The sequence below is a fragment of the Bacillus sp. ISO11 genome (assembly GCF_003458115.1).
Lineage (GTDB): Bacteria > Bacillota > Bacilli > Bacillales > Bacillaceae_G > Bacillus_A > Bacillus_A cereus.
Map to the genome: position 1 here is coordinate 1 of NZ_QXCO01000009.1, position 26,029 is coordinate 26,029.

Genomic DNA, 26,029 nt, shown 5'->3' on the forward strand with positions numbered 1-26,029 from the left:
ATATATAGATTATTACAATACAAAACGGATAAAGGCAAAATTAAAAATGAGCCCGGTGCAATACCGGACTCATTTTTATCAAGCTGCCTAATGAAATAACCGTGTCTAACTTTTAGGGGTCACTTCAATTTTCCTTGGCTTTTTTCAATGTAGTTAATTAATTTTTTGAAGTCAAATCATCAGCTGCAGCGTGATCAGCATCTTCAATTGTTGTTTCGGGCATTCCGTATAAGCCGTTCATTGCTTGTTCTTCAATAGTAAGGTTTGCAGTATTATTATTTTGAATAGATGTAGTATTTTCAGTAACATTTTCTTTTTTATTCATATTTTTGTTATTCATGTATGTATCCTCCAAATTTCATTTGATTTATCTATAGTATGTGGATGGATTTCAAGAAATATGTGAATTGATTCTTACATATGTTATATAATTAAATAAATAATTAGGGTGAAATGTAAACTGTTAGGAGTGAACAATTATGGTGAAAGCAAGGGAAATAGCCTTCTAAAATAAAAAGAAAACTTTAGGAGGCTATTAGAATGAAGTTTCATGTAATTGATAGAGAAGATTGGAATAGAGAGCAGTATTTTGAGCATTATTTAAAGTTGAAATGTACATTTAGTATGACTGTTAATGTTGATATCACGATGTTATTAGAGGAAGTATATCAAAAGGGAATAAAATTTTATCCCGTTTTTATATATTTAATTTCTAGAGTAGTAAATAATCATAAAAAATTTCGAACATGTTTTAACGATGAAGGAGTTTTAGGCTATTGGGAGGAAATGATACCGAGTTATACAATCTTTCATAAAGATGATAAGTCTTTTTCAAGTATATGGACGGATTATTCAAGTGATTTCCGCACTTTCTATAAAAATTATGAAGACGATATGAGATGCTATGCTAGTGTTCATGGTCTTTTCACGAAAGAAAATATTCCTCCTAATGTATTTCCGATTTCTAGCATACCTTGGACTAGTTTTACTGGATTTAATCTTAATATTAATAATGATGAAAATTTTCTATTGCCAATTATAACTTGTGGGAAATATTTTAACGAAGGAAATAAGGTTATGCTACCAGTTTCATTGCAAGTACATCATTCGGTTTGTGATGGATATGATGCGAGTCAATTTATAGAAGATTTACAGCAGTTAAGTAACACTTGCAACGATTGGCTTAAGTAATATCTAATTTTTAATTATATAAAGTGAAACTTTAATCAGTGGGGTGTCAGCCCCCGCTGATTATTAGCCCGACCCCCACCTAACTTCTTTGCTTTCGCTGAATTTTGAGATGGGGGTCTTACTGCCCGGCAAATAGCGGAATAAAATTGAAAATGAATAAAAGAAGAGACCATGTTGATATTACATGGTCTCTTCTTTTATTCATTAATACTAAGTAATTGTGGAAAATATAGGGTGATTTGTAGTTTAATAGTAAAGAGAGTGATTAGTATTAATTTCCTTTGTTTTTAAAATTTTAAGTATGTAAATGTTTAACAGGGGGGAATAAAGTGAAATTCGTAAGCATTGAAAAAGATGAAATCTTAATTGGGGATATGGCAAAATTGTATTGTAAAGTATTTGAGAAAATAAATTTCAATGAAATGATCGAGCGAATGAATAGGCATATAGAATATACAGGTTTTAAAGGTATAGTAGCAATAAATGATGAAAATGAAGTAGTTGGCTTTACTTATGGTTATCGCTCAATCGAGGGACAGTACTATAATCAATTAATGAGAGAAGCGTTACATCTAGAGCAAGTAGACGAATGGTTGCAAGATTGTTTTGAATTTGTAGAGTTAGCAGTTCACCCACAATATCAAAATAAAGGTCTTGGAACGAAATTACATAATGAATTACTAGAAGGGCTTTCAAATAGAACGAGTGTTTTAACAACACAAATAAACAATGAAAAAGCACGTTCGTTATATGAAAGATTAGATTGGGTAAATGTTTTAGAACCATTTCATACAAGTAAAAATGATGTTCCATATGTAATAATGGGAAAAGTATTAAAAATAAAAGTGAATTGATAATTATGGCATTCACAAAAATGGTTGGTTTGTAATAATGAAGGGGAAAACGAAAATGACGAGAATATCTATAGAAAAAGCTACAATTTTAGATGCTGAGAAATTAACAGAAATAATGAAAAGAACATTTGATGCAGAAGCAAAACAATGGCTATACGGCCAAGATGATGTCATTGATTATAACATTCAACCGCCAGGGTACTCTTCAGTTGAAATGATGGAATATTCCATTGAAGAATTGGATTCTTTCAAAGTTGTAATGGATAAAGAAATAATTGGAGGGATAATAGTTACGATTTCTGGTAAGTCGTACGGTCGAATTGATCGTATTTTTGTAGATCCTGTTTATCAAGGAAAAGGAATTGGATCACATGTTATGAAATTAATAGAAAAGGAATATCCAAACATAAAGATTTGGGATCTCGAAACATCTAGTAGACAAATTAATAATCATCACTTTTATAAAAAGATGGGCTACCAAATGATTTTTGAATCGGAAGATGAGTATTGTTACGTGAAAAGAATAAAAACAAGCTCAAACAAAGAGAGTGTAGTTACAAATAAAGATATGAAAAATAGTCAATACGAAAACTGTAATTTAGCGAATACAGGGTATTATCAAGTGAATTTAAAAAACAGTTCATTTGTTGGTAGCAATATAATAAATATGAATATGAGTAATTGTAATGTAAGTCAATCAAAGTTTAGAAATATAAATTTTAGATGGTCATCATATGCAGATTTAAATCTTTCTGGCAGTAAATTTAATTTGGTGACTTTAGGTGGAGTGCAATTTAAAAATACAAGTCTCGGAGATGAGAAGGAACCTATTGTATTCGATAAATGTGATTTGGAAGGCAGCACTATAAGTAATAGTAATCTGAAAAATATTGAAATAGAAAATTGTAATATAGTCGGCATGAAACTAAATGGTATTCCAATTGAAAATTTGCTTAATTTATATAACGAGGCGAAAAGTTAACCAAATCCATATAGTTGTTAATCTTTTTGGAAATTAAGTATTATATCGAAATAATTATGTAAAAATGACATAAAGAAATACGAGTGAGAAGGTCATTCATACACGTTTCTAGAATACACACAAACAAATATATTGTTATTTATATGGAGGAGAGAAAGATGGGGATCAACGTTAGAGCAGTAGAAATACAAGATGCTAGAGCAATTCATCGTATATGTATACAGGATGACGTTTTACCGTATATGGTTTTCTTACCTAGCATGCGTGTAGAAGCTATGGAAAATAGAATTCGAAATTTAGCACCAAATCAATTTGAATTTGTTGCAGAATATGATGGAGAAGTTGTTGGATTTGTAGGTTTAACACAAAGTCCGGGCCGAAGATCTCATTCAGGCGATTTATTCATTGGGGTAGACAGTGAATATCATAATAAAGGAATTGGGAAAGCACTTCTTATGAAGATGCTTGATCTGGCTGATAATTGGTTAATGTTAGAGAGAGTAGAACTAGGTGTGTTAGAAACGAATCCAAAAGCAAAAGCTTTATATGAAAAATTTGGATTTTTAGAAGAGGGAGTAAAGATAGGGAATTTGAAAGCTCACGGAAAGTTTATTAATGAAATTATGATGAGTCGTTTTAGACCGAATGGTTTAATTGTACATAATGAATAGTTAAAAGCATGACAGTATACTACTGTCATGCTTTTTCATTAGAATTTGGCTGTAATAAAAATAATACTAAACCAATAAAAATAACGGTAATTCCTAGTCCTTGTTGTAAAGAAATAGTCTCATGTAATATAAAGTACGCTAGCATACAAGTGCCAATTGTTTCACCTAAAATACTCATTGAAATTACAGTAGCACTCATCCATTTTAATAACCAATTAAAAATGGTTTGTCCTAAAATTGTAGCAATGAAAGCTAATCCAATAAAGCACAACCAAGTTTGTGTAGAGTAATGGATGAAAGATTCTTGTTGCATGAAAGCAAATATGCTAAGAAAGCCAGCACTACTTCCATAACTAATTACCGAATATGGTATAAGTGACAAATCTTTACGAACGTGTTGGCTAATGAAAAAATAAGCAGTAATGATACCGGCAGCGATAAATGCTAAAATATCTCCATATAAAGCTTCTCCACTAATTTTGAAATCTTGCCAGCCAATGATGATACTACCTGAAATAGCGATGAGGCAACCAATAACCGCTCCTTTCGTAAATCTCTCCTTAAATAAAAAATAACCACCAATCATTGAGAACAAAGGTTGTAACGTTACGATAACTGTAGAGCTTGCTACAGAAGTATATTGTAATGATTCAAACCATAGTACATAATGTGCAGCTAAAAATAGCCCAGATGTGAATCCGAATGTCCATTGTTTTTTCGTTAAAGTTTTTAGCTCATTTCGACTATTTTTATTAAATAGTAATAACGGTAACAGGATCAGTGTGGCAAAGAATAATCGGTAAAAAGCAATGATTGTCGCAGGAGCATCTGCCAATTTTACAAAAATTGCTGAAGTTGATAAGGCGAATACACCAAAAAATAAGATGAAATATGAAAGAATAGGTGATTTCAAAGTTTGTCCCTCCGATAGAATGTTTATTATAATAAACTTAATGCGATATAATGTACAAAAGTAAGTATATAAGTCCCGGAGATAATAGGAAAGGATTATTTGCCTTTGTTTAGTATGTCAGCACAAAGACAATGAAATATGCATTATGATGGACGAAAGGAAGTTTTACTATGATACATGATAGGCTTGGACAAACAGTATTAAGTTATCGTAAGAAAAATAATATGACAATTCGTGAATTCGCTGATTATGCAGGGATTAGTACATCACTAATTAGCCAAATTGAAAGAGGACATGCTAATCCTTCTTTAAATGTTTTGGAGTTAATTGCAAAAGCATTAAATGTACCGCTGTTTACACTTTTTATTAATGATATCGATACAGATTCGCTCATTTCTAAGAAAAAAGATCGAAAAAAAGTATATCGGGAAAACAATGATCACATTGTATATGATGTATTAACACCTGATTTTATGAAAGCACGTATTGAAATGTTAATGATGGATTTAAATAAACAAGCAAACACAACAGAAAGTCATTATTCCCATGAAGATAAGGAAGAGATTGCTGTTATTATGAAAGGGGAAGTGTACGTAGAATTGGAGGGAAAAGAATATTTTTTAGAAGAAGGCGATGTTGTACGTATTCCACCAAATGTGAAGCATCGATTTTTGAATAAAAGTGATGAATCGAATCACATTTTATTTGTACTGACACCATCTTTAGGATGAAAATATAGTGATTTTAACTAGAGGAGAAAGAAAATGGAAAACAAAAGTATTTTAAAAGGCGGCCTTTCAATTATTTTTCAATGTAAAAAAGAAACAAATGATATTTGGCATGCGCATTTTGGAGCAGCTGCAATTGCCAGTTATTTTAATCATATAAAGAGAGCTCCAAATTATAAAGATATAACATTAGAAAAATTCCGGTATGTTATTCATTCTTAATGAACGTCAATAATCTGTAAAAGGAAGCTTAATCTAGTTTCTTTTTTTGTTAGTAGTATATTATTTTTTCAAATATGTAAGATTTTACATGCGTATTTTACTTTTACTAATTATGTAAGTAGGCTATACTGAAATACATACATTTTATTTTTGGAGAGATGTAAAACGACATGGAACTAGCGAAATTGGAAAAAGTAATTGAAATAAAAAAAGAAGAACTTTTATATTTAGTATCGGATTATGGAATTCAACATGAAAAAGTATTGGCATTGAGTCAAGAACTAGACAAATTAATCAATTACTTTATGTTTTTAAAATAAAGAGAACTATGACGTGGTTTGTATATGTTATAGTTCTTTTTTATTAGGTAATTTGAAAATATATTCAAATATATTGTCTAATTTCTTACAGAATGCGCAACTTGCTAGTCGAATATAAGGACTTTTGGTTATAATAAAAAGGAATTATTAATTGTATCGGTTAGGAGCGCAGCACATATGAAAACAGTTGTTGTTATCGGTGGAGGTATAACGGGACTTTCTACTATGTTTTATTTAGAAAAATTAAAAAAGGATTATAATATCGATTTAAATTTAATTCTTATTGAGAAAGAAGAGTATTTAGGTGGTAAAATCCATAGTGTGGAAGAAAAGGATTTCATTATGGAGTCAGGAGCGGATTCAATCGTTGCTCGTAATGAATATGTTATGCCACTTGTAAAAGATTTAAATTTAGAAGATGAAATGGTATATAATGAAACGGGTATTTCTTACATATATTCTGAAAACATGTTACATCCGATTCCTTCTGATACTATATTTGGGATACCGATGAGCGCCCAGTCTTTGTTTAGCAGTACGCTAGTCTCAACGAAAGGGAAAATCGTAGCTTTAAAAGATTTCATAACGAAAAATAAAGAGTTTACGGAAGATACATCACTTGCTCTATTTTTAGAAAGTTTCTTAGGGAAAGAGTTAGTGGAAAGACAAATTGCTCCTGTACTTTCAGGCGTATATTCTGGTAAGTTGAATGAGCTTACAATGGCATCTACATTACCGTATTTACTGGATTATAAAAATAAGTATGGAAGTATTATTAAAGGTTTTGAAGAGAATAAAAAACAATTTCAATCAGCAGGAAATAAAAAATTCGTATCATTTAAAGGTGGACTATCTACGATAATTAATCGCTTAGAAGAAGTGCTCACTGAAACTGTCGTAAAAAAAGGTGCTATAACGACGGCTGTAAGTAAACAAGAAGATCGATATGAGATTTCTTTTGTAAATCATGAAACAATACAAGCTGATTATGTTGTTTTAGCAGCTCCGCATGATATAGCACAAACTTTATTACAGTCTAATGAGTTAAATGAGCAGTTTAATACATTTAAAAACTCATCTCTTATAAGTATTTACTTAGGATTTGACATACTAGATGAACAACTACCAGCTGACGGCACAGGGTTTATTGTAACGGAAAACAGTGATTTACATTGTGATGCTTGTACATGGACAAGTCGAAAGTGGAAACATACATCGGGTAAACAAAAATTATTAGTAAGAATGTTTTATAAGAGCACCAATCCGGTATATGAAACAATCAAAAATTATAGTGAAGAAGAATTAGTACGAGTAGCTTTATATGATATTGAAAAGAGTCTCGGAATTAAAGGTGAGCCAGAAGTAGTCGAAGTTACAAATTGGAAAGATTTAATGCCGAAATATCATTTAGAACATAATCAAGCGGTTCAAGCATTGCAAGAAAAAATGACGAATCTTTATCCAAATGTATATTTAGCTGGTGCCTCATATTATGGTGTCGGAATTGGTGCGTGTATTGGAAATGGAAAGAATATAGCCAATGAAATAATGGCTACATTAAATAAATAATACTGTAGAATAAATAAAAACTGTTCCTTCAGCAAAATGGAGGAACAGTTTTTATTTATTTTATTTGAATGGAAATTGTATTGTTTTTTACATTGTTTTCTTTTATTGTTAATGTTATTTCTCCAGACTCTTTAAATGAATACGGTGATAGTTGATAAATATCTTTTATATCATGTTTTTCTTGTAATTTATTTACCGGTATTGATACGATATTTGGCTTCCATGTTTCTTGTTTTCCTGAAGGATATTCTATAAGTATTACCGGATTTTTTAACTGTATTGTTTTCCAAGAGACGAAATATAGTTGTACTTCTGTATCTTTTTTTAATAATTCTTCGGAGAAATAACCGAATTCGCCTACATTACCGAAAACAGTATAGTTTTGATTTTTTAATTTAATATCTAAATAACTAGGTTTATATGTTACCGCATGATAAGTTCCATATGAAAGTGAGAGTATGGCAGCGATTAAAATACCGATTGAAAATGTCCTAAAGCTATTACCTTTAAAGCTAGTCATCATGAATGAGTTTGGTGTGAATTTTTTTGCGAATAAAAAAATAAGTAATATGAGTAAGAGGGATAAGCCGATGAATATATACATAGGAAATCTTCACCTCCACAATAAAATAATATATTAACTATATTTTACCATAAATGTATGGGGTAGGTTGGTTGTTTAGAAGGAGAAAATGAAGAAACAATTTCTTTACAGTTCTTGATAATTTAAAATTCGATTTATGGAAATTATAGCGTCATGTTTGAGGTGCAATCAGAAGGTATCTAATTCGTGTATATAGAATTAAGAGAGAATGTGCCATTAGAAATGTTTGATTTATGGAACAATAAGGACTTTACTAATTATACATATTTTTTCTGATATAATGAATGAGTAGAGAGAAAGGAGTGATCCTATGGCATTTCCTATACTAGAAACAGAACGCTTACGTTTAGTTGAAATAGAACAATCTTATTGTCAAAAAATATATGAAATCTTTTCATTGGATGAAGTGACGTGTTACTACGGTATGAATTCTTTTACGGAGTTTGGACAAGCTTCACGTATGATCGAATCTTTTTCAAAAAATTACTTTAAGAAAAAGGCAATACGATGGGGAATTGTGTTAAAAGAAACGAACGTTTTAATAGGAACAATTGGACTAAACAATTTACAATTATGGAGTAAACGATCTGAGATTGGATATGATCTGCATCCTCGCTATTGGGGAAATGGTTATGCTTCAGAAGCAGCTGGAGAAATTATTAATTATGGATTTAAAGATTTAGGTTTGTTTAGAATTGGAGCTATTACATATCCTGAAAATGTTACTTCTTGTAGAATGTTATCTAAAATTGGCTTCCAAAAGGAAGGGCTATTGCGCGGATATATTCATCAAGGAAATAAGCAACACGATGCATTATTGTATTCTATAGTGCGAACTGATGTTGAGGACATAAATTTATAATAAAAAAAACCTCTTAATTAAAAGAGGGTTTTTTTATTATAAATTAACCTAATTTAGGTAATAAACGTTCTCCGCTTTTCATGCTACTTTTACATAAAGGGCATTTAGGCTCTTCTTCAAATGAAAAGTTCTTTCTCATCCATCCTAAACAATCCTCTGATTCACATTCCCAAACAGGGGTTTGTTCTGGTGGTATTTCTGCTACATCGTTCTTTCGATTGCGATACATGTAACCACTCCTTTTATGTAAAAAATTTTAGTTATATATTAAAAAGGTTGTTAACCTTGCTGGTAACAACCTTTTTATTGTTTGAATTATAGCTTTACAACGTTTTTAGCTTGAGGTCCGCGGTTACCTTCTTCAACTTCAAAGCTAACTTCTTGACCTTCGTCAAGAGACTTGAAGCCGTCGCCAGTGATAGCTGAGAAGTGAACGAATACATCGTTACCGTCTGCAACTTCGATGAAACCGAAACCTTTTTCGCTGTTAAACCATTTTACTTTACCTGTTAATGTCATGGTAATGCCTCCTAAAAGTAGAAAAATTACAATATGATCGGCCTTATTTGAATGAAAATAAAATTTCACATATTATCAAAAACCCATAAGGAGTACAAACTGTCCCCGATTGATACTTGATAATATGCAAAGAAAATATAGTGTTAAATTGACCTTAATTACTATCTTACAACAAATGGTGGGAAATAGCAAGTGCTGGTAATACCACTGAGTAATCTGGGTGATAATAGTAAAGGCACAAAGGCACCTCTTTTATTTATATATTATTCCTAATTGGGATTTATGCAAAATCATGTAAGAAAAACTTAGAGTAAATATTAATAATATATTTTTCGTGGTAAAATATGGTTGGTTACTGTTGGTAGTTAAATATTATAAAAGGAGAAAAGAAAGTGAAAAATAATTCATTTATAATAATTGAAGCAGCAAAAGCAGGGAGAAAAAAGGTCCATCCAGTCTTTGCTGTAATATTAGCCATTATATTTTTGACTTTAGGCGAACTTTTTATGTTATTTATGTTATTTTTACCGAAAGCTGAAACGATATTCATGAAAGGTATTTATGACAATGTTAGAATGGTGTTAACGTTTGGCGGAGCTATATTTATTTTATTTATATGGGTTCGTTTTGTAGAAAAAAGACCTTTTTCATCCATTGGCTTTTGGAAAGAGAAATGGATGAGAAAGTATTTAAAAGGTGCGTTAATAGGGTTTTTATTTATTTCAACGCCAGTTATTCTACTATTATTAATGGGGAGTGTGAAATTGCAAGTACAACATATTACCTCAACAGTGATAGTAGGAATAGTAGGATCTCTAGTTGCATTTTTAATACAAGGGGCAACGGAAGAAATTATTGTACGAGGTTGGTTATTCCCGGTTCTTTCTGTTAGAAGTCGTATATGGGTTGGAATAATTGTAACTTCATTTTTATTTGGATTTCTTCATCTACTTAATCCAGGAATTACAATATTATCTATATCGAATATAATATTAGTGGGTGTTTTCGCAGCTTTATATGTATTGAAAGAAGACGGTCTGTGGGGAATATGTGCATGGCACTCAATTTGGAACTGGGCTCAATATAATGTATATGGTTTTGCAGTTAGTGGCACAACTGTATATTCTACTCCAATTTTTAAGTCTATAACAAATGGACCAGAAACATTGCATGGAGGCACGTTCGGAATTGAAGGTAGTATCATTACAACAATCATGCTCACTGTCGCTTCAATTGTTTTATGGAGAAAGTTATGGGGAAGAAAAGCGAAACAACGAAATTTTAGTTAATGAAAGAGGGAGAAACTATGGGGATAATAGCATTTGAGGGAGCAAGCGCTGTTGGTAAAAGTACCACGTGCCGTGAATTAGAAAAGAATTATGGTGCTTATATAATACCTGAAGTGAATTCTTTATTTGAAAGGCCAAAAAATGAACATAGAACATGGTATTTTGAAAAACAAGTTGAGCGCTGGAATATAGCTGTTCAGAAGTCAAAGCAATATGAATTAGTAATACTCGATGGCGATATTTATCAGCCACTTAGTTATAATTGGTGTTTTCATTTTGATATATTTAATCAGCCATTATCTTTAATAGAAAATTTTTATAAAGAAAAGATGATAAATAGGGAAATTGGCTTTCCGGATCAATATTTTTATTTATATACGAACGATGAAGAACTTAGAAAACGGAAAGTATCTGATGAAACGAAAAGAAGGAGAAACTTTGAAAAACATTTACATATATCAAAATCGTTTCAGCGTTATTATGAAAATTTAAATACTGTTACAGATGGGTATTGTAAATTAATTGAGGCAAAAAGTGTAAGAAATAATGAATTAGAAATAGTGAGAAACTCACAAAATTTGAACGTGTGTGAAGAAAGACGTTTTGATGTTTCGAAGTTAGATGCTATTACGAAGTGGTTAAAAGAAAATCGTGCATAAAGTAAAAACAACGAGTGTTGTAGAACGCGCTCGTTGTTTTTTTGTTTCTTTATAAATATAAAGGAAAAATTTGTAGAATATTTTCATTATTTAACAGAATAATCTTTCAATTTTAAAGAAAAAGAAATACAATATGAGGAAGTATATATAAATAATATGATAGGGGATGGGATGCGATATTTTGAATGAAGTAACAGTTTTTATATAAGAAATAATTAGGTAGTCAGAACGGAGATATTTGGGAGGAAACAAGCGAGATGAAAACATTTTTGAAAATAATAGGTGTTATAGCTGGTATGGCGGTAATTGGAGTAGGTTTAACATATGGTATGCTGCATTATTTAAATAATAGTAAACCAGCTGCGAAAAAGGCATCACCAGCTGCTCCAGCAGTAGAAGTATTAGCTGATAGTAACGTAAAAGCAGAAGATGCAAAGCTTTTAGAAAATGGAAATTATTCATTGCCGAATAGTGGTTTTAATAAAAATTTTAAATGGACAGATGAGAACATACAGACAGCATTACATGAAATGGCACATCAAAAAGCGAAAGCTGATCAAAAGTGGGGCTATATTTTTATTACACAAGAGCGGATTGAAAGCTTAATTGATATTGTAAAGAGTAATGATCTTGTACAGGGAAGTACATATGTAGAAATTTTAGAACGATGGAAACAAGGAAAATATGAAAAGGTTGATGGGGATCACAATAAGATTTGGAAATTACAAAGTGGGAATTTAGGAGAAGGAAAAGGAGTAATGTCGCAAGCTGAGCAAAAAGAATTAATTAATCAAGTGTTTATGAACAAAGGTACATATTCAGGTAGTAAATTAATTGCAGGTGGGGGACAGACTAATAAATAGTATACTAATTAATGAAAGAGAGTAATTGCTTATTAGGCAATTACTCTTTTTCTATGTACGTCTTAATATTTTAGTCTCGTTCAAGTAAGGAAAGGAACGATTGTAATACCGGGGAAATCCATCTAGATTTATGATAGATTACATAACTTTGAATAACTGTTGGAGTTTCGATAGGTTGAAAACATAGTTGTCCTTTTTGGCAACTTTCTTGTACAACGATATAAGGAAGAATTGAAATGCCTAACTCACACATAACGGATTGTTTAATGACTTCAACATTAGAAGTTTCAAATGTTTTAGCTGGAATATTTCCACTTTGACATAAAAAACGATCTACCATTGGCCTATAGCCGCAGCTTTGTTCTGTAAAAATGAACTGGGTGTCCTGTAATAACTGGAATGGATTTGTATGTGCAGCGGAATGATCTGGTAAAATCCATCCAAATATTTCATTACTCAAAGTACGCGTAATAAAATCATTATGTTCTATACTTTCTCCAATTATGAAGATAACGTCTGTTTCTCCTTCACGTAATTTTTGTAATGCTTGTTCATTTGTGTTTGTTTCAAGTACGATACTTACTTTCGGATTTTTCTGTTTGTAAGTACGTAATAATTGTGGTAATCGGTATACCGCTAATGATTCATTAGATGTAATACTTAATGTACCTTCTAAATAATCTGTATTTTGGGGGATTTCTTGCGCTTTTTCATATATTGAAAGTAATTCTAATGCATAAGGATGAAATTGATGACCTGCTTTTGTAAGTAGCACTTTTTTCCCTAACCGATCGAAAAGAGGAATATGTAAATCGTTCTCTAAAGCTTTCATATGTGCTGTAACAGTAGATTGCGCATAACCTAGCGCATGCGCAGCCTTAGAAAAATTACCATACTTCACAATGGCGCAAAATGTTTTAACATGTCTCATTTCCATAAGCGATCCCTCTTTTATTATCATGATTTGTGAATGATTATATCATGTATTTTAATTTTTCAAATGATTAAATTCTGTATAAAATGAAATTGTAGAAATATTCATTCAGGTAATATTGGAGGAGAAAAGATGATCAAAAAGGGCTATCATGTAGCTGTTGTTGGGGCTACAGGTGCGGTAGGACAAAAAATTATTGAACTGTTAGAGAATGAAATGAAGTTTAATATAGTTGAAGTTACATTGCTTTCGTCAAAACGATCCGCCGGTAAGAAAGTAAGATTCAAAGGACGAGAGATAATTATAAAAGAGGCAAAAACAACTAGCTTTGAAGGTGTAGATATTGCCTTTTTTAGCGCTGGGGGAGAAGTATCTAGACAATTTGTAACTCATGCAGTTTCTAGTGGTGCGATTGTAATTGATAACACAAGTGAGTACCGAATGGCGCAAGATGTACCGCTCGTTGTTCCGGAAGTGAATGCGCATACTTTAAAGCAGCATAAAGGTATCATTGCAGTTCCAAATTGTTCAGCATTACAGATGGTAACAGCACTTCAGCCGATTCGAAAATCATTCGGTTTAGAAAGAATTATCGTTTCAACATATCAAGCCGTATCGGGTTCTGGCATTCATGCGATTCATGAATTACAAGAGCAGGCTAAGTCTATGCTTGCTGGTGAAGAAGTGAAAAGTAATATATTACCGGCGAAAAAAGATAAAAAACATTACCCAATAGCGTTTAATGTACTGCCTCAAGTAGATATATTTACAGACAATGATTTTACTTTTGAAGAAGTAAAAATGATTCAAGAAACGAAGAAAATATTAGAAGATGAAAACCTGAAAATGGCAGCTACTTGTGTACGTGTTCCAGTTGTATCAGGGCATTCAGAATCGGTTTATATAGAACTGGAAAAAGAAGCAACCGTTACGGAAATTAAGGAAGTATTAATGGATGCACCAGGTGTTATTTTGCAGGATAACCCTAGTAAACAGCTGTATCCAATGCCATTATATGCAGAAGGGAAAATAGATACATTTGTCGGAAGAATACGTAAAGATCCTGATATGCCAAACGGATTCCACCTCTGGATTGTTTCTGATAACCTATTAAAAGGTGCGGCTTGGAATTCAGTTCAAATCGCAGAGACTTTAGTAGAAAAGGGAATACTTTAATCTAGTTTGAAAAACCGGGGAATCGATAATCATTTTCCGGTTTTTATCCCGCTATTTGCTGGGCAGTAAGACCCCCACTGATTAAAGCTTCACTTTATTTAATAATTGTTTTCTTTATTTCGCCCAACTTTAATTTAAATTAGTCGTTATTGAATTTTTATAAATATCTACTTTATGTGCAGTGAAGCGTAAGGTTTTGGATTCTGCATGAATTGTTAGGTTAAGAATAATCGATAACGGCATTTCGACCGTTTTCACAATATCTTCTATAGTAATATACTCATTTTCTGCTTCGTTATAATAAACAACAGAACGAATTACTGCCTCGTTATTTTCAATGTCAATTTCACACATCATAGGGAATTTTTCACCATTATGTAAGAATAGTTCGCCTAGTACGATTGAACCGTTTAGCTCCTCTGTAAAATTAGTAGTTGCTGCTGGTTTTACCCATGTTTCGTCATGTTCTTCGTTTTCCTCTTCATCTATTGCCCATTCCCAAATGGGGTTTTGTTTTAGGTCTTCAATAGTTAATTCATCAATTGGTTTGCAATTGCTCATACATAAATCCTCCTTTTGCTTTGATAAATAAGTTTCTTAATCTCAAAAATTAGATGATTGCTTACGAGTAAGTTCAATATAGTATTTTGCTCATTTGATATTAAACTATTTTATTTTGAAGTAAAGCTTCTATAGCGATATTAACAAAAAAATAATTATTTAGTAAATAATTATTAGTGGAGGTTTTAAAGTGGCATGGAGTTAAGGTAGTAAAAAACATCAAGAATGAATGGGATTCATTTGGTACGATATGGATATGTTTAATAAGAGGGGAATTTGATGTATCAAGTAAAGGGGTATTTTTCATCGCTCAAAGGAAGTCATTATGAAATTGGTAAGCAACAAGGTGAATTTGTGAAACAACATTCTTATCTTATTCCGCAATTTATAGAGCAAGAAAACTTAATATCGCATAACCATTGGACAGAATCTAGAAATATATTAAATCAATATTGTTCTGGAATTAATGAAGAAATTGAAGGTTTTTGTGAAGTGTTAAAAATTCCTTCAAAAAATATGATGTATTACTATCAAACACTATTGAAAGCAGGTTGTAGTCATTGTGCAGTATTACCTAAAAAGACAGATTCAACTCACACTTATGTATTAAGAAATTATGATTTGTCACCAGTAATAGATGATATGCGTTTTTGCTCGACGCATGTTGAAGGTGCGTATGCACATAGTGGCTTTTCTACTCAATATTTTGGTCGAACAGAAGGGGTTAACGAACATGGATTATCTGTTACATTTTCAGCATGTGGTCAACCAGTAGGAAACATTGCAGGTTTAAGAAAGCCAATGGTAAATGGTTTACAGTGTTTTGCGGTAATTCGATTGTTGTTGGAGAAATGTAAAAATGTGCAGGAAGCTAAATCACTAATAGAAGAAATACCAATTGCTAGTAATATTAATTTAATAGTAGCTGATCCTTTAAACGCAGCACATATTGAAATATTTGACGGTCATAAATCCACAACAACGATTGATGGTGACAACCAAGCTTTTATTGTATCAACAAACCATGCAGTTAGTTCATCAATTCAGAAATTAAATAATAGAAAATTAGAACAATCTACAAAGAGATATCATGTTTTACATGAGCATTTAAATGGATATGAACAAGTGAGCATAGAGTCTTTAAAAAAGTTAGTAGAAGAAGAATATCCTGATGGACTGACTGTACATAACTATGAAGAATGGTTTGGAACTTTACATTCTGTATTATTCGATTTACATGATCGTACAATGAAGATTTGTTTCGGATCACCACTTTTAAACGACTGGTACTCATTGAAAGTTGGAGGAAGTATGCCGTTTTCTGAGGTGAACGTGAACTTTAAAAATAAAACTTATACTGACTTTTGGAGGGAAGATAAGAATGAATTGATGCCTAAAAGATAAATGAGATAAGATGATAATGAAGAGAGTGCATTTACACTGGAGGGATTACCAATGCTAAAAGTTATGTTACTATTTGTTCTTATCTTTTTTCTTGTCATTGCGATGTATATTGCTTATCAAAAGAGAAAAAAATCTGGGATAAAAGGATTGAAAAGTGCGTTAACTTCTATTTGCTTCTTTTCACTCGCAATTTTAAATATGTTTGCATATTGGTTTCACTTTGGCGGTGCTTTTACTTGGTTATTTTCAATTGTATTATTGCTAGTTGGTGCATATTTTACTAAATATATTCCAATATCTAAAAAGGTACATTAAAATCTATAAGAGTTTAATATAATGTTTACTTTGTTTTGAAAAGAGATTATCCTATGAAACGGTTTCATAGGATAATCTCTTTTGTTTAGTTTTGGAAAGAACGTACTGTGCTTTTTAGTTGTTCAATAAATTCTTGAGTTGCAGCACACATATATTTATCTTTTCTATAAATTAACCCTATTTCAATTGTTGGAGTAGGGTTTTCTATTTTAATAGCTTGAATGTTATTATTTTGTAAAAAGTCTATATATGGTTTGGGTAACACTGTAATTCCCATTCCTTTGGAAACCATTTGGATTAAAGATTCCATCGTGCTAATTTCTAAAATTGGTCTTGGTTTAAAGTTGAATTTTTGACAATGAGATGTAATTAGTTCGGTTAAAAAGAAATTTTTAGGTAAAAGAATTAAAGGATAGTTCTGTAATTCAGCAATAGATACATGATTACGTTCAGCTAATCGATGACCAGTGGGCACGACTAATGTAAGATCGCTTTTGTATAGAGGGATAGAGATAATCTCTTTATCTTGCACCGGGAGAAATGTAATTCCAATATCTAGTTCGTTTCGTAATAATTTTTCACGAATATCTCCTGTGCGAAGCCCTAATACAGAAAGCTCTATATTGGGATATAAATTATTGAAATTTAAAATAGCTGGTGGTAGTAAATAATTTACGACGGTTAACAAAGCCCCTATTGTTAAGGAACCTTGCTGTAATCCGTTTAGATCTTGAATAGCTGAACGAGCTTGTTCGACTTCATGAAAAATGGTTTTACTATGTGATAATAAAATCTTCCCTGCTTCAGTTAAAGATATTTTTTTACCAATTCGATCGAAAAGTGGCATTCCTACTTCATGCTCTAATGCACGTATTTGTTGACTTAGAGAAGGCTGTGAAATATTTAATTTCTCAGCTGCTTTTGTGAAATGTAATTCTTTTGAAACAGCTAAAAAGTATTCAAGTTGTCGTAATTCGATTGGAATCACCTCAAGTATAATAATAGGTTATACCTATCATTATTATATAAATAATTGAATTGAACAATGATTTTAAAGGTTTTATAATCATCTTTATATAGCAGAGAGGGTTGTAAAAATTAATTGAGAGAAAATACATGTAACACCTTTAAAGGAGGAAATAGAATGGCTAATGAATATCAATTATTATCTTTAAATATAGGATTACCAAAAGAGGTTACATACGGTGGAAAGGTAGTTCATACAGGCATAAATAAGAAACAAGTAAAGGAACCGGTATATTTATCCTTTGTAAAATTTAATGGGGATGGACAAGCTGACTTAGTTCATCATGGAGGAGTAGATAAAGCAGTTTGTGTTTATACTGGTGATCACTATCCATACTGGGAAAAAGAATTGAATCAAGATCTTGTATATGGGGCTTTCGGAGAAAATATAACAGTTAGTGGTATGAGCGAAGAGGATGTTTGTATTGGTGATACATTTGAGCTAGGACAGGCAATCGTACAGGTAACACAACCAAGGCAACCTTGTTTTAAATTAGCAAAAAAATATAATATTCCAAAGTTACCACTATATTTTCAAGAAACAGGATATACAGGATTTTATTTTCGTGTATTAAAAGAAGGATGGGTATCATCAGTCGACACCTTAAAAAGACTACAGTCTGATCCAAAAGGTGTTTCAGTAGCATTCGCTAACCGTATTATGCATAAGGAAAAACAAAATATTGAAGGGGTAAAAAGGATATTAGAAGTAAATGCACTTTCAAATAGTTGGAGAAAGTCTTTTGAAAAGCGTATAAGTGGAGAAGAAATTAATACGAAGGAAAGACTTGAAGGGATAAAAGAATAAAAATATTTTATTATAAATAGTGTATTTCTATTAGTAAAAGCTAATTAGAAAGCGCTATTTTTATAAAATAAACTAATTAATATCCGAAAATCTTAATATTTTTTTATTCGACTTATTTTCAAATAGTCGAAACATAAAATTAATTAGACTTTTTTTTTATGTTTTATGATAGTATATTGATTGGTAAGACCTCTATTTTTAAGAGTAGGTCATATAAGTATATCTAATTTAATGGAATTTAACATTTGGAGGTACAACATGGGGAATGTTGAAAAATTGGCAAGTCTTCTAATAGAAGAACCGAAAAGAGAGCAGTTATTTCCTTTATTTGAAGAAGTGTTTGGAATTACAACTCAAACATTGAATGATTTTTCGGATAAAGGATATTGGGATGATACATATAAAGCTTTATCATTTTTACAAGAAGATAAAGTGATTGCAAATGTTGCGGCATTTTCACTCCCATTATTAATTAATGGTGAAAAAATAAATGCGGCGGGTATTCAATCAGTAATGACACACCCTAATTTCCGTAGACAAGGGCTAATGACACAATTAATGAGTAAAATGATAGAAGAAATTGATAAGAAATGTGAATGTGCATTATTGTTTACGGAAAAACCTGAACTATATACAGCATTTGGATTTAAAGTTGTGCAGGAATATTTGATGACTATACCATATGATAAAAATATTAATAATAACCATTCACTACTTAAAAAGTTAGATTTCTATAATATAGAGAATAGACAGTTAATACATGAAACTATTGATAGTAGCCAAAGACTTTCAAATAGTTTTTCAACTTTAAACTTCCATCCTTCATTTTATTTGAATATGTATGATTCGGAATGGAATGAGAAATTGTATTATTCAGAGAAACTAGATGCTCTAATCGTTTATGAAGTAGACAATGAAAAGTTGAAATTATTTGGAGTATTTGCGCCAGTACTTCCGGTTTTAGATGAATTATGTGGAGAAATCAATGAAAGGTTTACGGAAATCGAATTTTATTTTTCACCGGATCAATTAGGGGTTGAGGATGTACAGTTTACAGAATTACAGTCTAGCAAGTATTTAATGGTTCGAAGTGATAAAGAGTTAGATTTTAAAGGTTATAAATTCCCAGTATTAGCGGAGTTTTAAATATTTGTATAAAGGTTTTATTATGGAGGAACTATGAATATATCATATATACCTAAACATGTTGAGCAGCTCACTATAATGAATGTCCCTGAATATTATAAAATTAATGACAAGCAGGCGTTTATTGTCCGTTCGAAAGCAGAAACAGATTTTTGGCTTAAAACACATTATGGTTTTGAAGTCATGAATGGTCATGTATTTTATAATGAAATGATGACAGACTTTCAAGCTGAAGTACAATTGTGTATGAATCCAAATTCAAAATACGATCAAGCAGGTCTTTTTGTTATGATTTCGGAAAAGTGTTGGTTGAAAACTTCATTAGAGTATATTCCAGATGGCCCTTCTCATTTAGGAGCTGTCGTAACGAATAATGGATATTCTGACTGGTCAACGCAAGATTATCCAACTGAAGCAGCTAAGCAACAACTTCGTTTTCGAATTATTCGAAAACGCGGTGATTATACAATATATGTGAAAAAGAGCCATCAATGGGAACAAATAAGAATCGCTCATTTAATGGAGGATATAGGGAATGAGCCTATTAAAATAGGTTTTTACACGTGTAGTCCTTCTAAAAATAAGGGATTTGAGACTGAGTTTTTAAATTTTACAATTGAAGAAATATAGATGAAAAAACCGTATTCTTTTCATTAAGAATGCGGTTTTTGTATTTACATAATATAAAGCACATTTATTGACCAGAAAGTCATTAATACTTATCATTTAATAATGTTAAATATTAATTTGCATAATATAATAAAAGTAATGAAGAAATTACAAAAAATATCAATTAAATAAGGAGGGATATGAATTATTCAGTGGTAATTTCATGGGAAAAGGAGATTATGTATGAAATCATTTCGTAAGTTATTACAGTATTTAAAACCATACATGTTCTTCGCTATTATTGGACCGCTATTTATGGTACTTGAGGTTGCGATGGACTTAATTCAACCGACTATTATGCAACATATCATTGATGTTGGGATTGCAAATCGGGATTTAAATTATGTAATAAAAATGGGGCTTCTTATGATAGGAGCAGCAGCACTCGGTTTAGTTGGAGGGCTTGGGTGTATGATGTATTCTACAAAAGCAGCTGTTAATTTCGCTACTGACATACGAAAAGATGTGTTTGCGAAAATAGAAACATTTTCTAGTAATAATCGTGATTCATTTGGAACAGGTAAATTATTAACGATCGTGACGAATGATATCACTTCCATTCAATCAGCAATGACAATGACATTACGTGTTCTCGTTCGTGGTCCGCTGTTATTTATGGGAAGTATAATTATTGTTTTTGTAACAGCAAGAGAGTTATTTCCAATATTACTTGTAGTTGTTCCGATTTTATTACTTGCGATTATTTTAATTGCAAGCAAAGCAAGTGGTACATTTAAAAAGGTGCAAGAGGCATTGGACAAAGTGAATACAAAGTTACAAGAAAATTTATCTGGTGTACGTGTTATAAAAGCGTATGTAAGACAAAAATATGAAATCGCTCAATTCGGAAGTGTAAATACAAATTTAACGAAGATAAATATTCGAGCTGTGCAACTTATTTCTTTAATGATGCCAATCATTATGCTAGTTGTAAGTGGCGGGATTGTCGCAACATTATGGATTGGTGGAGAAAAAGTATTCAATGGAACGCTTCAAGTAGGAGCGATTTTGGCATTTATTAATTACTTGAATATCATTTTAATGTCACTTATGTCGATTAGCATGGTATTTATTCAAATTGCGCGAGCTTTTCCATCTGCGGATCGTGTACAGCAAGTGTTAAATACCGAGGTTGATATTATAAGCGCAGCTAATGCAATCGAACCTGAGAAAATCGAGGGGAATATCGAATTTAAAAATGTTAGTTATAGCTATACGAAAAATAATGAATACGTTTTAAAAGATATTTCGTTTAGCATACAAAAAGGTGAAAAAGTAGGGATTATTGGATCAACTGGAAGTGGTAAATCTACCTTAGCGAAACTGTTACCACGTCTATATGATGTGGATCAAGGTGAAATATGTATAGATGGAATAGATGTTAAAACATATGATTTGCAAAAACTCCGTGCTTCAATAGGGTTTGTACCTCAGAAGGCTTTGTTGTTCTCAGGTAGTATAGAAGAGAATTTACGTTATGGTAAAGAAAATGCAACACATGATGAGCTGGAAGTAGCAGCTGCATCAGCTTGTGCGACTGAGTTTATTAATAAGCTGGAAGAATCTTATCAATATAATTTAACACAAGGTGCGACAAATCTATCAGGTGGACAAAAACAACGTGTATCAATTGCAAGGGCACTTGTGAGAAAACCACCGATTCTCATATTAGATGATTCTACATCAGCAGTTGATGCAAAATCAGAGGCTACTATTCAAACAGCTTTAAAAACAAAATATAAAGGCACAACGACTTTATTAATTGCGTCTAAAATTTCTTCCATAATGGATGCGGATAAAATACTTGTATTAGATAATGGTGAATTAGTTGGCAATGGTACACATGAACAATTGTTAGAACGAAGTGAGGTTTATCAGGAAATTTATCTTTCCCAAGGTGGTAATTTGCATAAAGAAGGTGGGGAAGAACATGCGTAATTTTCAAGGGCAATTTGCTAATAAAGGTGGACGAAACACACCAAAGATGGGAAAAGCTAAAAATGCCCAAGGAACTGTAATGCGGATATGGAACTATATGGGCTATCAAAAAGCTGCTCTAATGTTTGTTATATTTCTAGTCGTTGTTACTACTTTACTTGGATTATTAGGTCCCTATTTTATGGGAGTCATTATAGATCAATATATTGTACCGAAAGATTTAAGTGGTACAGCAAGAATGTGTATGTTACTTATCGCGATTTACGGTGTAACTGTACTTTTAACATGGTTACAAACATTTGTCATGATTAACGTTGCATTAAAAACAATTCAAAAAATACGACAAGATATTTTTGAGAAAATCCAAACGCTTTCTTTACGGTTCTTTGATGTGCGTTCTCAAGGTGATTTAATGAGCCGTGTGACAAATGATATAGATAATTTGAACCAAGCTTTGACACAAAGTGTTGTACAAATTATTTCATCAGCGCTAACTTTTATAGGTGTAACGATTGCGATGTTCGCCTTAAATTGGATTTTAGCAATTGTAACTTTAATTACAGTACCTATTATGTTTTACGTTACAAAAAAACTAGTTGCATATAGTGGTAAAAACTTTGCGAAGCGTCAAAAAGATTTAGGTGAATTAAATGGATTTATTGAGGAAGCAATTACAGGTGCGGATGTTACGACGTTGTATGGAAAAGAAAAAGAAACTGTACAAAATTTCAATAAAATTAATGAACAGCTAAGAGTTTCAGCTACGAAGGCTGATACATTTTCAGCTTTTATTTTTCCAAGTATGAACTTTATTAATAACTTAGGTATGGGGCTTGTCATTGGGACTGGATCAGTTATGGTCTTAAACGGAATGACAACAGTAGGTGTTATTGCGGCTTTTATTAATTATTCTCGTCAATTCTCAAGACCGTTAAGTCAATTTGCGACTTTAATGAATACAATTCAAGCGGCAGTTGCTGGTGGAGAACGTGTTTTTGAGATTATGGATGAGGTACCAGAAATTCAAAATAAAAAAGACGCATTTGTTGTACAAAATTTACAAGGGCATGTTGCACTTGAGAATGTTTCATTTGGCTATGCAGAGAATAAAACGATTTTAAAAGAAGTGAGTCTTAAAGCGCAGCCAGGAGAGACAATTGCTTTAGTTGGCCCGACTGGATCAGGGAAAACAACAATCATTAATTTGTTAACTCGCTTTTACGATATACAGCAAGGACAAATTCATATTGATGGAAAAGATATAAAAGATTATGATATTAATTCTTTACGAAGTAAAATAGGAGTAGTTTTACAGGATACGTATTTATTTGCTGGTTCGATTATGGATAATATCCGTTATGGACGCTTAGATGCTACTGATGAAGAAGTTATCACTGCAGCTAAGGCAGCATCTGCACATTCTTTTATTAAGCATTTGCCAAATCAATATGAAACAGAAATTGCTTCAGAAGGATCGAATTTAAGTCAAGGACAAAAACAACTTCTTGCGATTGCACGAGCAATTTTAGCAGATGCAGATATATTAATTCTCGATGAAGCGACATCTAATATTGACACAAGAACAGAATTACAAATACAAGCAGGGCTAAATAATTTAATGAGAGGTCGCACAAGTTTTGTGATCGCTCACCGACTTAAAACAATTGAAAAAGCAGATCAAATCCTTGTTATAAAGGATGGAAGAATTTTAGAAAGAGGGAATCATGAGTCTCTTATGGAAGATAGAGGGTTTTATTTTGATCTGTATACGAGTCAGTTTAAAATTTAATAAAAAAAATGAGGTTTCTCTAGAAAAGAGAAGCCTCATTTTTTTATTTGTAAACTTTATGAATTACTTTTCTAACCAAATTAATTATCCGACCTGAAAAATACTTATACTTGCAGATACATTTGTTAAAGAGCCACCATCACTATTTGAGAGAGTGATAGTACCTGCTGAAGAGGTGTTATTTATTAAAGTCAATGTTGAAGGAACAACTGTTACGGTAAAAGCAGCAGTACCTTGATTTATTGTATGTGGTGACCCCGTACCAAAACGTCCACCTGAAATTGGTGTACCATTTAGTTGGAGGGAGAATTGGTTTTCGCGAGAAGCTTGTAATTGAAACTCTGCTACATATGTTCCTAGTGTATTAATTATAATATTTCCAGTACCTGTGATGTGGCTAAGGGCAGTTCCTGTTATAGGTCCATTTGTGTTAAAAGTAACACTACTTCCTACTGCAATTGATTGGTTAGTAGTATCAAAAACATATAGATAGTTTGTTAATCCTACACTAGCCGCCCCGGTAGGCCCAGTGGAGCCAGTAGAACCAGTAGGCCCGGTGGAACCAGTGAAGCCAGTAGGCCCGGTGGAACCAGTGAAGCCAGTAGGCCCGGTGGAACCAGTGAAGCCAGTAGGCCCGATGGAACCAGTGAAACCAATGGAGCCAGTAGGTCCAGTGGAACCGGTAGCTCCAGTAGTCCCAGTGGAACCGGTAGCCCCGGTAGCCCCGGTAGCTCCAGTAGTCCCAGTGGAACCGGTAGCTCCAGTAGCCCCGGTAGTCCCAGTAGCCCCAGTAGGTCCAGTGGAACCGGTAGCTCCAGTAGCCCCAGTAGCCCCAGTGGAACCAGTAGCTCCAGTAGGTCCGGTGGAACCGGTAGCCCCAGTGGAACCAGTAGGTCCAGTAGGTCCAGTGGAACCGGTAGCTCCGGTAGGTCCAGTAGGTCCAGTGGAACCGGTAGCCCCGGTAGCTCCAGTAGCCCCAGTAGTCCCAGTGGAGCCAGTAAGTCCAGTGGAACCGGTAGCTCCAGTAGCCCCGGTAGGTCCAGTGGAACCAGTAGCTCCAGTAGCCCCGGTAGGTCCAGTGGAACCAGTAGCCCCAGTAGCCCCAGTAGCCCCAGTAGCCCCGGTAGTCCCAGTGGAGCCAGTAAGTCCAGTGGAACCGGTAGCTCCAGTAGCTCCAGTAGTCCCAGTGGAACCGGTAGCTCCAGTAGCCCCGGTAGGTCCAGTGGAACCAGTAGCCCCAGTAGCCCCGGTAGTCCCAGTGGAGCCAGTAAGTCCAGTGGAACCGGTAGCTCCAGTAGCCCCGGTAGGTCCAGTGGAACCAGTAGCCCCAGTAGCCCCGGTAGTCCCAGTGGAGCCAGTAAGTCCAGTGGAACCGGTAGCCCCGGTAGCTCCAGTAGCTCCAGTAGCCCCGGTAGGTCCAGTGGAACCAGTAGCCCCAGTAGCCCCAGTAGCCCCAGTAGCCCCAGTAGCCCCGGTAGTCCCAGTGGAGCCAGTAAGTCCAGTAGCCCCGGTAGCTCCAGTAGCCCCGGTAGGTCCAGTGGAACCAGTAGCCCCAGTAGCCCCGGTAGTCCCAGTGGAGCCAGTAAGTCCAGTGGAACCGGTAGAGCCAGTAGGTCCAGTGGAACCGGTAGCTCCAGTAGGAGAATGTGGGAGAATAATACGGTTAATATCTAAAAGTGAAAAGTTAATGAACATATCTTTGTTTTGATAATCTATCGAAATCACCTCACTAGCATGTTTAAAGAAATAGTAAAGTAATAATTTTTATAGGTATTTCATTTCTATATTATTAATGCAACTTATTTTGGAAACAGTAAATAGCTATTATGACTATAGGGTATTAATTTTTAACCTAAATTTTAATAAAACCTTTATTAAAGATAAAGAGCGCTTTTAAAGGCGCTCTGAGACAAGTTTCATGTTGAAAAAGGGAATGGAGGATATTATGTGCATACTGTTTTAGAATGTTGTAAATTTTTAATTAAAAATAAAAGGATCTTATAAAAATTTAAAATTT

The 26,029-nt window shown here is 33.1% G+C and carries 30 protein-coding genes; 21 read left to right on the forward strand and 9 right to left on the reverse strand.

The genetic code is table 11. From position 1 onward, the window contains the following. Positions 1–91: IS3 family transposase (locus D1166_RS11620; protein WP_130953558.1), on the forward strand; the 91-nt coding region annotated here is incomplete at its 5' end. Positions 92–157: 66 nt separating this feature from the next. On the opposite strand, the gene D1166_RS11625 is transcribed toward D1166_RS11620, so the two are convergent. Further along, positions 158–340 (reverse strand): DUF4021 domain-containing protein, encoded by a 183-nt coding sequence (locus tag D1166_RS11625; RefSeq protein ID WP_001060657.1) that lies wholly within the window; start codon positions 338–340, stop codon positions 158–160. A 200-nt stretch (positions 341–540) separates the two neighbouring features. Here D1166_RS11625 and catA point away from each other — a divergent pair, with 200 nt between their 5' ends. From catA to D1166_RS11645, 4 genes are all read left to right on the forward strand, one after another. Continuing rightward, entirely contained in the window at positions 541–1,191 is a 651-nt protein-coding gene (gene catA, locus D1166_RS11630) for a type A chloramphenicol O-acetyltransferase (protein WP_000668532.1), read from the forward strand. A 329-nt stretch (positions 1,192–1,520) separates the two neighbouring features. Next, positions 1,521–2,045 (forward strand): GNAT family N-acetyltransferase, encoded by a 525-nt coding sequence (locus D1166_RS11635; RefSeq protein ID WP_098221119.1) that lies wholly within the window; start codon positions 1,521–1,523, stop codon positions 2,043–2,045. Between the two features lie 37 nt (positions 2,046–2,082). Beyond that, positions 2,083–3,027 carry a GNAT family N-acetyltransferase gene (locus tag D1166_RS11640; protein ID WP_002061342.1) on the forward strand — a complete coding sequence of 315 codons (945 nt, stop codon included), beginning with the start codon at positions 2,083–2,085 and terminating at the stop codon, positions 3,025–3,027. Positions 3,028–3,185: 158 nt separating this feature from the next. Then, positions 3,186–3,698: a GNAT family N-acetyltransferase gene (locus tag D1166_RS11645; RefSeq protein WP_098221118.1), complete on the forward strand. Its 513-nt coding sequence runs from the start codon at positions 3,186–3,188 to the stop codon at positions 3,696–3,698. Between the two features lie 25 nt (positions 3,699–3,723). On the opposite strand, the gene D1166_RS11650 is transcribed toward D1166_RS11645, so the two are convergent. After that, positions 3,724–4,611, reverse strand: coding sequence for a DMT family transporter (locus tag D1166_RS11650; protein WP_000841812.1), 888 nt, complete (start codon positions 4,609–4,611; stop codon positions 3,724–3,726). A 170-nt stretch (positions 4,612–4,781) separates the two neighbouring features. Here D1166_RS11650 and D1166_RS11655 point away from each other — a divergent pair, with 170 nt between their 5' ends. From D1166_RS11655 to D1166_RS11670, 4 genes are all read left to right on the forward strand, one after another. Next, the gene (locus D1166_RS11655; protein ID WP_000581029.1) at positions 4,782–5,342 is read left to right on the forward strand and encodes a helix-turn-helix domain-containing protein; all 561 of its coding nucleotides are present in this window, start codon (positions 4,782–4,784) and stop codon (positions 5,340–5,342) included. A gap of 33 nt (positions 5,343–5,375) precedes the next feature. Further along, the gene (locus D1166_RS11660; protein WP_000428897.1) at positions 5,376–5,561 is read left to right on the forward strand and encodes a hypothetical protein; all 186 of its coding nucleotides are present in this window, start codon (positions 5,376–5,378) and stop codon (positions 5,559–5,561) included. A 170-nt stretch (positions 5,562–5,731) separates the two neighbouring features. Further along, the gene (locus tag D1166_RS11665; RefSeq protein WP_000417698.1) at positions 5,732–5,881 is read left to right on the forward strand and encodes an aspartyl-phosphate phosphatase Spo0E family protein; all 150 of its coding nucleotides are present in this window, start codon (positions 5,732–5,734) and stop codon (positions 5,879–5,881) included. 177 nt (positions 5,882–6,058) lie between these two features. Continuing rightward, complete coding sequence (locus D1166_RS11670) at positions 6,059–7,450, forward strand: protoporphyrinogen oxidase (RefSeq protein ID WP_097797610.1); 1,392 nt, start codon at positions 6,059–6,061, stop codon at positions 7,448–7,450. A 55-nt stretch (positions 7,451–7,505) separates the two neighbouring features. Here D1166_RS11670 and D1166_RS11675 read toward each other — a convergent pair whose 3' ends face one another. Next, positions 7,506–8,054 carry a hypothetical protein gene (locus D1166_RS11675; RefSeq protein WP_000275247.1) on the reverse strand — a complete coding sequence of 183 codons (549 nt, stop codon included), beginning with the start codon at positions 8,052–8,054 and terminating at the stop codon, positions 7,506–7,508. Between the two features lie 310 nt (positions 8,055–8,364). On the opposite strand from D1166_RS11675, the gene D1166_RS11680 reads away from it, so the two are divergent. Continuing rightward, positions 8,365–8,916: a GNAT family N-acetyltransferase gene (locus D1166_RS11680; RefSeq protein WP_074595818.1), complete on the forward strand. Its 552-nt coding sequence runs from the start codon at positions 8,365–8,367 to the stop codon at positions 8,914–8,916. 43 nt (positions 8,917–8,959) lie between these two features. On the opposite strand, the gene D1166_RS11685 is transcribed toward D1166_RS11680, so the two are convergent. Continuing rightward, positions 8,960–9,145: a cold-shock protein gene (locus tag D1166_RS11685; protein ID WP_098221117.1), complete on the reverse strand. Its 186-nt coding sequence runs from the start codon at positions 9,143–9,145 to the stop codon at positions 8,960–8,962. Between the two features lie 86 nt (positions 9,146–9,231). Next, complete coding sequence (gene cspD, locus D1166_RS11690; protein ID WP_000176366.1) at positions 9,232–9,435, reverse strand: cold-shock protein CspD; 204 nt, start codon at positions 9,433–9,435, stop codon at positions 9,232–9,234. 392 nt (positions 9,436–9,827) lie between these two features. Here cspD and D1166_RS11695 point away from each other — a divergent pair, with 392 nt between their 5' ends. The 3 genes from D1166_RS11695 (at position 9,828) to D1166_RS11705 (ending at position 12,246) form a co-directional block, all read left to right on the forward strand. Further along, on the forward strand, positions 9,828–10,724 hold the full coding sequence (locus tag D1166_RS11695) for a CPBP family intramembrane glutamic endopeptidase (RefSeq protein WP_000794817.1): 897 nt from the start codon (positions 9,828–9,830) through the stop codon (positions 10,722–10,724). After that, positions 10,724–11,383 carry a nucleoside/nucleotide kinase family protein gene (locus D1166_RS11700; protein ID WP_002005064.1) on the forward strand — a complete coding sequence of 220 codons (660 nt, stop codon included), beginning with the start codon at positions 10,724–10,726 and terminating at the stop codon, positions 11,381–11,383. Before D1166_RS11695 ends, D1166_RS11700 begins: the two co-directional genes overlap by 1 nt. Before the next feature lie 257 nt (positions 11,384–11,640). Continuing rightward, on the forward strand, positions 11,641–12,246 hold the full coding sequence (locus tag D1166_RS11705) for a PRK06770 family protein (RefSeq protein WP_000846984.1): 606 nt from the start codon (positions 11,641–11,643) through the stop codon (positions 12,244–12,246). A 70-nt stretch (positions 12,247–12,316) separates the two neighbouring features. Here the strand turns inward: D1166_RS11705 and D1166_RS11710 are convergent, their stop codons facing one another. Further along, positions 12,317–13,183, reverse strand: a complete 867-nt coding sequence (locus D1166_RS11710) for a LysR family transcriptional regulator (protein ID WP_097797609.1) — start codon at positions 13,181–13,183, stop codon at positions 12,317–12,319. Between the two features lie 129 nt (positions 13,184–13,312). Here D1166_RS11710 and D1166_RS11715 point away from each other — a divergent pair, with 129 nt between their 5' ends. Continuing rightward, a complete protein-coding gene (locus D1166_RS11715) occupies positions 13,313–14,356 on the forward strand; it encodes an aspartate-semialdehyde dehydrogenase (protein WP_000591702.1) in 1,044 nt (347 codons plus the stop codon). Positions 14,357–14,485: 129 nt separating this feature from the next. Here D1166_RS11715 and D1166_RS11720 read toward each other — a convergent pair whose 3' ends face one another. Continuing rightward, entirely contained in the window at positions 14,486–14,917 is a 432-nt protein-coding gene (locus tag D1166_RS11720) for a hypothetical protein (protein WP_098221116.1), read from the reverse strand. A 279-nt stretch (positions 14,918–15,196) separates the two neighbouring features. On the opposite strand from D1166_RS11720, the gene D1166_RS11725 reads away from it, so the two are divergent. Both D1166_RS11725 and D1166_RS11730 read left to right on the forward strand, forming a co-directional pair. Further along, entirely contained in the window at positions 15,197–16,321 is a 1,125-nt protein-coding gene (locus D1166_RS11725) for a C45 family autoproteolytic acyltransferase/hydrolase (RefSeq protein WP_044584451.1), read from the forward strand. A 51-nt stretch (positions 16,322–16,372) separates the two neighbouring features. Then, the gene (locus D1166_RS11730; protein WP_061654642.1) at positions 16,373–16,636 is read left to right on the forward strand and encodes a hypothetical protein; all 264 of its coding nucleotides are present in this window, start codon (positions 16,373–16,375) and stop codon (positions 16,634–16,636) included. A gap of 85 nt (positions 16,637–16,721) precedes the next feature. Here D1166_RS11730 and D1166_RS11735 read toward each other — a convergent pair whose 3' ends face one another. After that, a complete protein-coding gene (locus tag D1166_RS11735) occupies positions 16,722–17,624 on the reverse strand; it encodes a LysR family transcriptional regulator (protein WP_097797608.1) in 903 nt (300 codons plus the stop codon). 156 nt (positions 17,625–17,780) lie between these two features. Here D1166_RS11735 and D1166_RS11740 point away from each other — a divergent pair, with 156 nt between their 5' ends. The 5 genes from D1166_RS11740 (at position 17,781) to D1166_RS11760 (ending at position 24,012) form a co-directional block, all read left to right on the forward strand. Next, positions 17,781–18,470, forward strand: a complete 690-nt coding sequence (locus D1166_RS11740; protein WP_001263003.1) for an MOSC domain-containing protein — start codon at positions 17,781–17,783, stop codon at positions 18,468–18,470. Positions 18,471–18,728: 258 nt separating this feature from the next. Next, a complete protein-coding gene (locus D1166_RS11745) occupies positions 18,729–19,616 on the forward strand; it encodes a GNAT family N-acetyltransferase (RefSeq protein ID WP_000528676.1) in 888 nt (295 codons plus the stop codon). Between the two features lie 33 nt (positions 19,617–19,649). Continuing rightward, a complete protein-coding gene (locus tag D1166_RS11750; protein WP_001027686.1) occupies positions 19,650–20,246 on the forward strand; it encodes a DUF1349 domain-containing protein in 597 nt (198 codons plus the stop codon). A 222-nt stretch (positions 20,247–20,468) separates the two neighbouring features. Then, positions 20,469–22,223 (forward strand): ABC transporter ATP-binding protein, encoded by a 1,755-nt coding sequence (locus D1166_RS11755; RefSeq protein WP_000834789.1) that lies wholly within the window; start codon positions 20,469–20,471, stop codon positions 22,221–22,223. Next, positions 22,216–24,012: an ABC transporter ATP-binding protein gene (locus D1166_RS11760; RefSeq protein WP_001243556.1), complete on the forward strand. Its 1,797-nt coding sequence runs from the start codon at positions 22,216–22,218 to the stop codon at positions 24,010–24,012. The genes D1166_RS11755 and D1166_RS11760 overlap by 8 nt, the downstream gene beginning before the upstream one ends. An 84-nt stretch (positions 24,013–24,096) precedes the next feature. Here the strand turns inward: D1166_RS11760 and D1166_RS32315 are convergent, their stop codons facing one another. After that, the gene (locus D1166_RS32315; RefSeq protein WP_481747870.1) at positions 24,097–25,737 is read right to left on the reverse strand and encodes a collagen-like domain-containing protein; all 1,641 of its coding nucleotides are present in this window, start codon (positions 25,735–25,737) and stop codon (positions 24,097–24,099) included. Positions 25,738–26,029 lie beyond the last annotated feature (292 nt).

What these genes read in the sequence shown, in the direction of transcription:
- D1166_RS11665 (WP_000417698.1), top strand. Translation starts at nt 5,732, where the DNA reads ATGGAACTAGCGAAATTGGAAAAAGTAATTGAAATAAAAAAAGAAGAA.
- D1166_RS11700 (WP_002005064.1), top strand. Translation starts at nt 10,724, where the DNA reads ATGAAAGAGGGAGAAACTATGGGGATAATAGCATTTGAGGGAGCAAGC.
- D1166_RS11625 (WP_001060657.1), bottom strand. Translation starts at nt 340, where the DNA reads ATGAATAACAAAAATATGAATAAAAAAGAAAATGTTACTGAAAATACT.
- D1166_RS11685 (WP_098221117.1), bottom strand. Translation starts at nt 9,145, where the DNA reads ATGTATCGCAATCGAAAGAACGATGTAGCAGAAATACCACCAGAACAA.
- D1166_RS11660 (WP_000428897.1), top strand. Translation starts at nt 5,376, where the DNA reads ATGGAAAACAAAAGTATTTTAAAAGGCGGCCTTTCAATTATTTTTCAA.
- D1166_RS11715 (WP_000591702.1), top strand. Translation starts at nt 13,313, where the DNA reads ATGATCAAAAAGGGCTATCATGTAGCTGTTGTTGGGGCTACAGGTGCG.
- D1166_RS11640 (WP_002061342.1), top strand. Translation starts at nt 2,083, where the DNA reads ATGAAGGGGAAAACGAAAATGACGAGAATATCTATAGAAAAAGCTACA.
- D1166_RS11675 (WP_000275247.1), bottom strand. Translation starts at nt 8,054, where the DNA reads ATGTATATATTCATCGGCTTATCCCTCTTACTCATATTACTTATTTTT.
- D1166_RS11725 (WP_044584451.1), top strand. Translation starts at nt 15,197, where the DNA reads ATGTATCAAGTAAAGGGGTATTTTTCATCGCTCAAAGGAAGTCATTAT.
- D1166_RS11760 (WP_001243556.1), top strand. Translation starts at nt 22,216, where the DNA reads ATGCGTAATTTTCAAGGGCAATTTGCTAATAAAGGTGGACGAAACACA.
- catA (WP_000668532.1), top strand. Translation starts at nt 541, where the DNA reads ATGAAGTTTCATGTAATTGATAGAGAAGATTGGAATAGAGAGCAGTAT.
- D1166_RS11680 (WP_074595818.1), top strand. Translation starts at nt 8,365, where the DNA reads ATGGCATTTCCTATACTAGAAACAGAACGCTTACGTTTAGTTGAAATA.
- D1166_RS11720 (WP_098221116.1), bottom strand. Translation starts at nt 14,917, where the DNA reads ATGAGCAATTGCAAACCAATTGATGAATTAACTATTGAAGACCTAAAA.
- cspD (WP_000176366.1), bottom strand. Translation starts at nt 9,435, where the DNA reads ATGACATTAACAGGTAAAGTAAAATGGTTTAACAGCGAAAAAGGTTTC.
- D1166_RS11755 (WP_000834789.1), top strand. Translation starts at nt 20,469, where the DNA reads ATGAAATCATTTCGTAAGTTATTACAGTATTTAAAACCATACATGTTC.
- D1166_RS11670 (WP_097797610.1), top strand. Translation starts at nt 6,059, where the DNA reads ATGAAAACAGTTGTTGTTATCGGTGGAGGTATAACGGGACTTTCTACT.
- D1166_RS11750 (WP_001027686.1), top strand. Translation starts at nt 19,650, where the DNA reads ATGAATATATCATATATACCTAAACATGTTGAGCAGCTCACTATAATG.
- D1166_RS11655 (WP_000581029.1), top strand. Translation starts at nt 4,782, where the DNA reads ATGATACATGATAGGCTTGGACAAACAGTATTAAGTTATCGTAAGAAA.
- D1166_RS11645 (WP_098221118.1), top strand. Translation starts at nt 3,186, where the DNA reads ATGGGGATCAACGTTAGAGCAGTAGAAATACAAGATGCTAGAGCAATT.
- D1166_RS11705 (WP_000846984.1), top strand. Translation starts at nt 11,641, where the DNA reads ATGAAAACATTTTTGAAAATAATAGGTGTTATAGCTGGTATGGCGGTA.
- D1166_RS11710 (WP_097797609.1), bottom strand. Translation starts at nt 13,183, where the DNA reads ATGGAAATGAGACATGTTAAAACATTTTGCGCCATTGTGAAGTATGGT.
- D1166_RS11740 (WP_001263003.1), top strand. Translation starts at nt 17,781, where the DNA reads ATGGCTAATGAATATCAATTATTATCTTTAAATATAGGATTACCAAAA.
- D1166_RS11730 (WP_061654642.1), top strand. Translation starts at nt 16,373, where the DNA reads ATGCTAAAAGTTATGTTACTATTTGTTCTTATCTTTTTTCTTGTCATT.
- D1166_RS11745 (WP_000528676.1), top strand. Translation starts at nt 18,729, where the DNA reads ATGGGGAATGTTGAAAAATTGGCAAGTCTTCTAATAGAAGAACCGAAA.